4 protein-coding genes and 1 tRNA gene are annotated in these 8490 nt (G+C 42.2%); all 5 read right to left on the minus strand.

The window, feature by feature from the left end; all coding sequences use genetic code 11:
• Positions 1–71 precede the first annotated feature (71 nt).
• On the minus strand, positions 72–770 hold the full coding sequence (locus tag ACVC7S_RS07440) for a hypothetical protein (protein ID WP_447266702.1): 699 nt from the start codon (positions 768–770) through the stop codon (positions 72–74).
• A 1-nt stretch (position 771) separates the two neighbouring features.
• Positions 772–3534 (minus strand): AAA family ATPase, encoded by a 2763-nt coding sequence (locus tag ACVC7S_RS07445; protein ID WP_447266703.1) that lies wholly within the window; start codon positions 3532–3534, stop codon positions 772–774.
• A gap of 141 nt (positions 3535–3675) precedes the next feature.
• The gene (locus ACVC7S_RS07450) at positions 3676–3825 is read right to left on the minus strand and encodes a hypothetical protein (protein ID WP_447266704.1); all 150 of its coding nucleotides are present in this window, start codon (positions 3823–3825) and stop codon (positions 3676–3678) included.
• Between the two features lie 20 nt (positions 3826–3845).
• Positions 3846–8237: a PolC-type DNA polymerase III gene (locus tag ACVC7S_RS07455; RefSeq protein WP_447266705.1), complete on the minus strand. Its 4392-nt coding sequence runs from the start codon at positions 8235–8237 to the stop codon at positions 3846–3848.
• Between the two features lie 177 nt (positions 8238–8414).
• Positions 8415–8488 (minus strand) — tRNA-Pro (locus ACVC7S_RS07460).
• Between the last annotated feature and the right edge of the window lie 2 nt (positions 8489–8490).

Consider the following 8490-nt stretch of genomic DNA (forward strand, 5'->3'; position numbering starts at 1 on the left):
TAAATAATCTCTTCCTATTATACCATAAGTCCATGTAAAAAGGATTCCGCTCCTGCAGAATCCTGATTCACTTACTGTTGATTGAGCCATTGTTGCAAAGCATACTTATACTTCGCAATAGTGGTTTTATGAGTAAAAAGGGTAATAAAGGCAATCGGGATACAGATATAGTATCGCAATAGTTCAGCTACTACAGTAACAATGACTGCGGTCGTAATATGTTGGCCCCAATCCGTACTGGATGTCCCTTTATAGTCCCCAAACACTCCACGAGATACACGAACTTTTTGGTAGTTCATGGATGCAGAAGAAGCATAGCCAAACTTCGCACTGCCAAAACGGGTGAAGAACCAAGCAAAAGGTCCATTTTCAAATCGTTTGTAATCAGAATACCAAGACAAGGTGTAATTTGAAAGGAGGGTGTAAGCCGTTCCTAACAATTTCATAAACAAGCTATTTTCTCTGCTCCAGATAACCATTAACATGATAAAGAGATAGCCTGTCAGATACATGGTCCATGGAGCAGACGGCGTATCAAAGTAGCCTTGTTCTTGGTGGGGACTAGCTTGACCTTGTTGAGGAGGCACGTAATCTGATTGTCTTGGTCCCTGTGCACCAGGAGGTGCTACATAATCACTTTGCTGCGAAGATTGAGCACTTGGTGGTGTTACATAGTCATTTTGTTGGACTGTCTGACCTGGTGGGGCTACATAATCGGATTGTCCACTGCTGACTCCCGGAGGTGCTACATAGTCATTTTTATCTGCCATTTCAATTCTCCCTTAATACTTCTAAATCTTGATCCAAAATAGAGTTGTAATCACTACTTCCGTCCCGTGCTACACGTGTAGAGACTTGACGCAAAAGTTTTTCGTTAAAGTTCCGAACCCAGCGACCATTGCTATTGTCATTAGAACGTGTATAACTTGATTTCACAACATCCGCGTAAAGAGCTTTATTGACCTGATAACCTTGTTTATTAAGTCCCAAAAGTCCAATCTTAACAATCTCATCTGGTGTATAGTCTTCAAAATCGAAAGTGGTCGGAATCCGACTTTGCAATCCTGAATTGACTTGTAGAAACTCATACATTTCCTTGGTATATCCTGCAAAGACAATCACGATATCACGACGATGGTCCTCCATAAATTTGAGGATTTCATCCAAAGCTTCCTTCCCAAAACTATCGTTTGAATCCTTATAAAGAGCATAAGCTTCATCGATAAAGAGGACACCACCAAGGGCACTTTCTAAGACTTCGCGCGTCTTCAAAGCTGTATGACCTTGGTAACCACCAACCAAATCACTACGAGATGCTTCGATGAATTTCTTCTGCTTGATCACTCCCTTTTGGAAAAGAATATTTCCTAAAATCCGAGCAACGGTTGTCTTCCCTGTACCAGGGTTTCCAAGAAAGAGTGAGTGCAAGGTCGTATCTGCTACAACACCCCCTTGTTCAGCCCGTTTTTGGTTAAACTCTGCCATGGCTACAAATTGTTCCACTTGCTCTTTGACTTTTGGAATACCAATCAAGCGGTTGAGGGCTGCCATACCGTCTTCTTCCTTGTCTGCACCTTCCTGGTATTTTCCTTGATTGAGGACAGCATCAATATCAATATTAAGAATCGTCTCAATATCATCAGAACCTTGAGCTACGACACGATCCGCCAAGGTCTTGGTCAATTGCTCATCCAGGTTGCGGATCCAGCGACCATTGCTCTTATCTAGCGATCCATCATAAGCACGTTTAACATGACGAGCATAGTAATCACGATCTTCGAGCTTGTAGTCTCCTTTTTTCAAGATCATTTCACCCAGTTGAACAATCTCATCCCCTGTGTAATCTTCAAAGATAAAGTTGTTTGGTACACGCGAACGTAATCCAGGATTGGTCTTGAAGAACTCTTCCATCTCTTTGGTATAGCCCGCAAAAATAATCATGATATCATCACGATTATCCTCCATAAATTTGAGGATGGTATTAACAGCCTCAATTCCGAAGTTGACGCTGCTACCTTTTTTATCCAAGCTGTAAGCTTCGTCAATAAAGAGGATTCCTCCACGCGCTTTTTCAAGTAAGTGTTGCGTTTGCTCGGCTGTACCACCGACACTAGAAGAGATCAAATCAGATTCGGTCGCTTCGACAAATCGGAACTCTTCACCAGAAAGAACCCCTGCTTCATACAGAGCTTCCCCCAAAAGACGAGCTACAGTTGTCTTTCCTGTACCAGGATTTCCCATAAAGGCAGCGTGTAATGTTTGCTTTTCAGGCACCTTGCCACTAGCAATTCGTTTTTTGTTGAACTCTACCATATTGATCATCTTTTTGATCTCATGTTTGACCTTCTCAAGACCAACTAGATTGTTCAATTCCTCAAGAGCATCACGTTTTTCAACTCCGACTTCACCCGTTGCAGAATTAGCTGTGCTACCACCTTGAGCAGATTCTTTCCCAACAATATAGTCTGAGCCATCCTCTAATTCAACTTTAAGATCCCGAGCATCTCCTTGCGCATATGAAAGAGCATTTGTTTTCACAAAAGATGAACCCTTGATACGAAGATTAGGAGCAAATAGTTTGTGAAAAATCATCTGATCTGCGAGCACTACACTATTTGTAAAAGCACCAAATGGAATCTTTTTCTGACTCTCTGTAAGAAAATTTGTTACTCCTTTTAAGGAAGCAAAAGATTCTTTATCAATTCCTAAAAATTCAGTGATTGTCATATCATGAGCTAGAACTGTGCTCTCAAAGGATCTCAAGGTTGAAATTTTATCTGATACTGTACCAAAACGAACGTTTTTTGTCAAGCATACTGCGGTATATCCTGGCATCTCCAATACGGAATTTTCCGACTGCCAGATAACGTTTTTTAGCCAGATCATTGGGTATTCTTTCTCCAGATTACCACCTTTGACTGTACAATTCTTTATGGTAACCTCTGAATCTATGACATGGATCGTATTAAAATCATATTTTTGAAGATAGACTTTGTCTAAAGATATCTTAGAACCACCTGCCGCATAGATACGAGATAAAATCGTTGCATCACTAATAGACAATTCTGAACTGACTATTTTTATTGAACTATTGTGTTTTTCAGGAGCAGTCATTCCTACATCATTTAATATCACTGTTGAGTTTGCCTCAGCATAAATCATGTATTTTTTATTTTCTTGGATTGTTGTTTCAAAATAAATTTGATTACAGGTGATTTTAGATCCAGCTAATACTGAAAAGGCTGAATAATTACCTGTCATTTTAAACCATAGATTTTCAAAAGAAACTTCAGCGCCGCCTGCAATCTGAAATGACGCTTCAATCGTATTATTAAATAAGCGCCCATTGCTATTTGGATTTGGAACCACATGACCCACAAAATGAAGGTTCTTTTTAATCACAATGACTCTATCTGTTGGCCATTGAAAGGCATACCCATCCTCAAATTCAATCGTGTCCCCGTTTTGAGCTTTTTCAACCGCATCTATAAAGTTCCAACTATTGTTGTAGGGACCTACTAAATATCTCGCCACGTTCTTTACCTCTTTCATTATCAATACTCATGAAAATCACTTAAATTTTTATTGTTTATTAAAAAAATCTATACATTATAATTTTAACACATTCCAAGACTAATGAAAATACCTGAAAACAGAATTTCTCGGTTTCTCGGTTTAATCTTTCAAAGCAGAAAATAATCCTGCTAAAGCAACAGCACTAGACAAGAGTGCTGTCGATAAAAGAATTGTCTGATCAGCAAGTTCCAATTGATATTCAAACACCTTCTCAGCTGGCTTATCTTCCGCAAAAATTTTTAGTTTCATTTTACTTTTCCTCATCCCCTTTAAAACAAATCATCAAACAAGCTCAACTGGTTATCCTCTGGCATATTGCCGAGAATACCCATTTCATCCATCTTTTCAACCAAGGTAGATGACAGTCCGCCACGCTTGCGGAGTTCTGTCTTAGAAAGGAATTCGCCCTCTTCACGCGCTCGTATCAACTGCTTAGCAACGTTCTCTCCCAGACCATCCATTGCGACAAATGGTGGGATGAGGGTATCTCCGTCGATGATGAATTCAGTCGCATCACTACGATAGAGGTCTAACTTGCCAAACTTAAAGCCACGTTCCCACATCTCATTGACGATCTCAAGAGTTGTATAAAGGTCAATCTCCACATTAGAGGCTTCATTATTCTTCCGTTTTTCAGCGATTTCTTCCATTCTACGCTTGATGGCATCCAAGCCCGCACCCATGGTCTTGATATCAAAGGCCTTGGCGCGGATAGAGAAGTAAGCACAGTAATAATAAATGGGATGGTGAACCTTGAAGTAGGCCACGCGCAAGGCCATCATAACGTAGGCTGCCGCATGGGCCTTAGGGAACATATACTTGATTTTCCCACAGGACTCGATATACCACTCTGGCACCTTATTGGCTTTCATAGCTTCGATATAGCCATTTCGCTCCTCTTCGGAAATCTTCAACCATAAGCCCTTACGTACCCGTTCCATGATGGTAAAGGCCATCTTAGGCTCTAGACCCGCATGCATGAGGTAAACCATAATGTCGTCCCGACAACCGATAACAGTTGATAGGTCCGCAATTCCTTGCTTAATCAAATCCTGGGCATTGCCCAACCAGACATCAGTACCGTGGGACAGACCTGAGAGCTGAAGCAATTCCGCAAAGGTTGTCGGATGGGTTTCATCGACCATCCCACGTACGAAGTTAGTTCCAAACTCTGGAATTCCCAGCATACCTGTCGCCGTTCCAATTTGCTCAGGAGTCACTCCTAGCACATCAGTCCCTGAAAAGAGAGCCATCACGCCTTCATCATCCATAGGAATTTCATTGGGGTCAATACCAGACAAGTCCTGAAGTTTCCGAATCATGGTCGGATCATCATGCCCCAGCACATCGAGTTTGAGAACGTTCTCATCGATATCGTGGAAGTTAAAGTGAGTGGTCTGCCACTCAGCCGTCACGTCATCTGCCGGATACTGGACAGGCGTGAAATCGTAGACGTCCATGTAGTTAGGAATAACAACGATCCCCCCCGGGTGTTGTCCTGTTGTCCGCTTAACACCAGCAGCGCCTTGAGCGAGGCGTTCCACCTCCGCATCACGATAAAATTTCCCATAGTCACGCTCGTAACCCTTGACAAAGCCATAGGCGGTCTTAGCAGCAACTGTACCAACCGTTCCTGCACGAAAAGCATACTCTGAACCAAAGATATCACGCACATCCAAGTGAGCACTAGGTTGGTCTTCTCCCGAGAAGTTCAAGTCAATATCGGGAACCTTGTCTCCATCAAAACCAAGGAAGGTTTCAAAAGGAATATCCTGCCCATTTTTGCTGAGTTTGTGACCGCAGTTTGGACAGTCCTTATTGGGCATATCAAAACCTGAACCGTAAGAACCATCGGTGATAAACTCACTGTACTGACACTGACCACAGACATAGTGAGGAGAGAGAGGATTAACCTCCGTAATCCCAATCATGGTCGCGACGAAACTAGAACCGACAGACCCGCGAGAACCAACCAAGTAACCCCGTTCATTGGAACGTTGCACCAGCATCTGCGAAGCCAGGTAAATAACGGCAAATCCATTTCCCAGAATAGAAGTCAATTCTTTTTCAATCCGCAAATCAACGATATCTGGCAGCGGATTTCCATAAATCTCAAAGGCCTTCTTGTAGGTCAACTCAGCGACCGTTTCTTCAGCCTTGTCAATGAAAGGAGTGTACAAGTCACCCTTAACGACCTCAACAGGCTCAAAAATTTCTGCTAAGGCATTGGGATTTTCAATAACCAATTTGCATGCTAGATCTTCGCCCAAAAAGGCAAATTCATCCAACATTTCATTGGTTGTTCGAAAATGAGCCTTAGGTAGCGGAGCCGGTTGGGCATGTTCGCCGTGACCGATGGTTCGGTTAATCATAGCCCCCTGTCCCAAACTACGGACGATAATTTCACGGTAAATTTCTTCTTCTGGTTCGATATAATGGACATTTCCCGTAGCCAGAACAGGCTTGCCAAGACGGTCTCCAACCTCTATCAAACTCTTGATAATGGTCTGAAGTTCCTCCATATCCTTGACTTGCTCCTTGGCAATCAAAGGAGCATAGATGGCAGGTGGCATGACCTCAATAAAGTCATAATACTTGGCCACCTCAACCGCTGCATCCACACCTTGGGAAACAACTGCATCAAAAACTTCACCTTCTGAACAGGCTGAACCTAAAATCAAACCTTCTCGGTGGGCATCTAGAACTGTTCTCGGAATCCGTGGAACTCCTTCAAAATACTTGGTATTGGACAAAGAAACCAGCTTAAAGATATTCTTCAGCCCCACCTGATTCTTGACATAAATCGTCGCATGCTTGATTCGAGCTTTTTTATAAGAATCTGGACTGATTAGATCAATATTTAACCTAGCCAAATCCGTCACACCATGTTTGTCTGCTACCTCTTTGATAAAGATGAAAAGCAGGCGACCAGTAGCTTCCGCATCGTAGTTGGCCATGTGGTGGTGTTCCAGAGCCACACCAAAACGCTTAGTCAAAGGGCCCAAACCATGACGTTTATACTCAGGGTAGAGATTTCTAGCAAACTCTAGCGTATCGATAACTGGCTGGCTAATCTTAGGCAAGCCATGCCGCTCATAATTGGCATTCATAAAACCAACGTCAAAGGTGGCATTGTGGGCAACTAGGACTGTATCCTTGCAAAATTCTTGGAATTCTAGCAAAACTTGTTCCAGTGGTTTGGCATTTTTAACATGGTCATCTGTAATCCCAGTCAACTCAGTAGTAAAAGCTGACAAGGGATGGCCAGGATTGATAAATTCATCAAATTCAGCGATGATATTGCCCTTGTACATCTTAGATGCCGCAACCTGAATCAAATCATTATAGATGGCTGAAAGCCCTGTCGTTTCCACGTCAAAAACCACATAGGTCGCTTCTGATAAATCCATCTCCATTTCGTTATAGACGATAGGAACACGATCCTCAACGATATTAGCTTCCATCCCATAGATTAGCTGGATTCCCGCTTTCTTGGCTGCCTTATAGCCATGTGGGAAGGACTGGACATTGCCATGGTCCGTAATTGCTACCGCCTTATGACCCCATTTTGCAGCTGTCGCAACGATTTCTTCGACCTCAGGCAGAGCATCCATAGTCGACATATTTGTATGAGCATGAAACTCAACCCGACGCTCACCCTCTGGCATCAAATCCTTCCGCTCATAGTGAACAACTTCCTGCACATCCTGCACGTTCATTGTCAAATCGCGTGTGAAGTTATTCATCTCCACATTCCCACGAACTCGGAGCCATGAATTCTTCTTAATGATGTCAAACTTCTGAGCCTCTTCTTCATTCTTGACCCATTTTTGCATAGAGAAACTTGAACTATAGTCCGTCATCTTAAAGTTAATCAAGACACGCCCTGTTCTGGTCACTTTATGTTCGACATCAAAAACTACCCCTTCAAAGACCAAACGATTTTCCTCAGTCGTCACATCAATCATCTGGGTAACTTCTGCCTTGTCTAACTTTGGCTTGGCTGCAGCCTTTTTAGCCTGAAAATCAAAGGCTGATTTCTCTTCTACTGATGGAGGAGCCATTTGTTCCAGTTGCTCCATAGCCCGCAGAGCTTCTTCGTTGGCAGCCTGAACAATCTGTTCATTCTCCACATGAAAGGCTTCCTCCTGCTCTTGTGTAAGGGCATCGTTCTTTTCTATTTGGCATACAAAATCTGGGAAACCAAATCTTTCAAGTTGTTTCGCTAGATTAGGAAGATGATTCTTCTTAAAGTGTTCCTTATCAATCGCCTCGGAACCTTCAATAATGAGCTGATTTCCCTCCGCACGAACTTGCAAATTCTGATAAAGAGATTTAAATCCTTGGCTAGCACACGGACCTTCAGAAAAAGCCTCCTTGTAGTAGGCCTGTAAGAGTTGATTAGAAAATTCTTGAGACAGAGCCTTGATTTCAAAAACAGCTTGATTCCCTGTCTTAGAAAATTCTTCACTCAACCCCTTCTTTAACTCCAGAAAGATTTCAATAGGCAAAATTTTAGAAAATACAAAATGAAATTCCCAAACCCTACTAATTTTATGAACCACGACACGCTCAATGCTTGCATCAATAAGAGCAGGATCCTGTTTTAGTTGTTCAGAGATTCCTAATTGATTCATTAAAATTTCAAACTTACTTGACATTCATTTCCCTCACATTATTCTCTTACTATTTTACCATAATTAAAGAAAATATATAGTCACTACCATTCCTTAAGTACTGCTAGTTCTCACAAAATTATTCGCATAAAACAAAAAAGAAGATTCTCAGAATCCCCTTGATAAACAAAAAAAGATACCCTAAAGTATCCTCGTGATTGATCGGGAAGACAGGATTCGAACCTGCGACACCTTGGTCCCAAACCAAGTACTCTACCAAGCTGAGCTACTTCCCGAG

The organism is Streptococcus sp. Z556 (assembly GCF_053010225.1).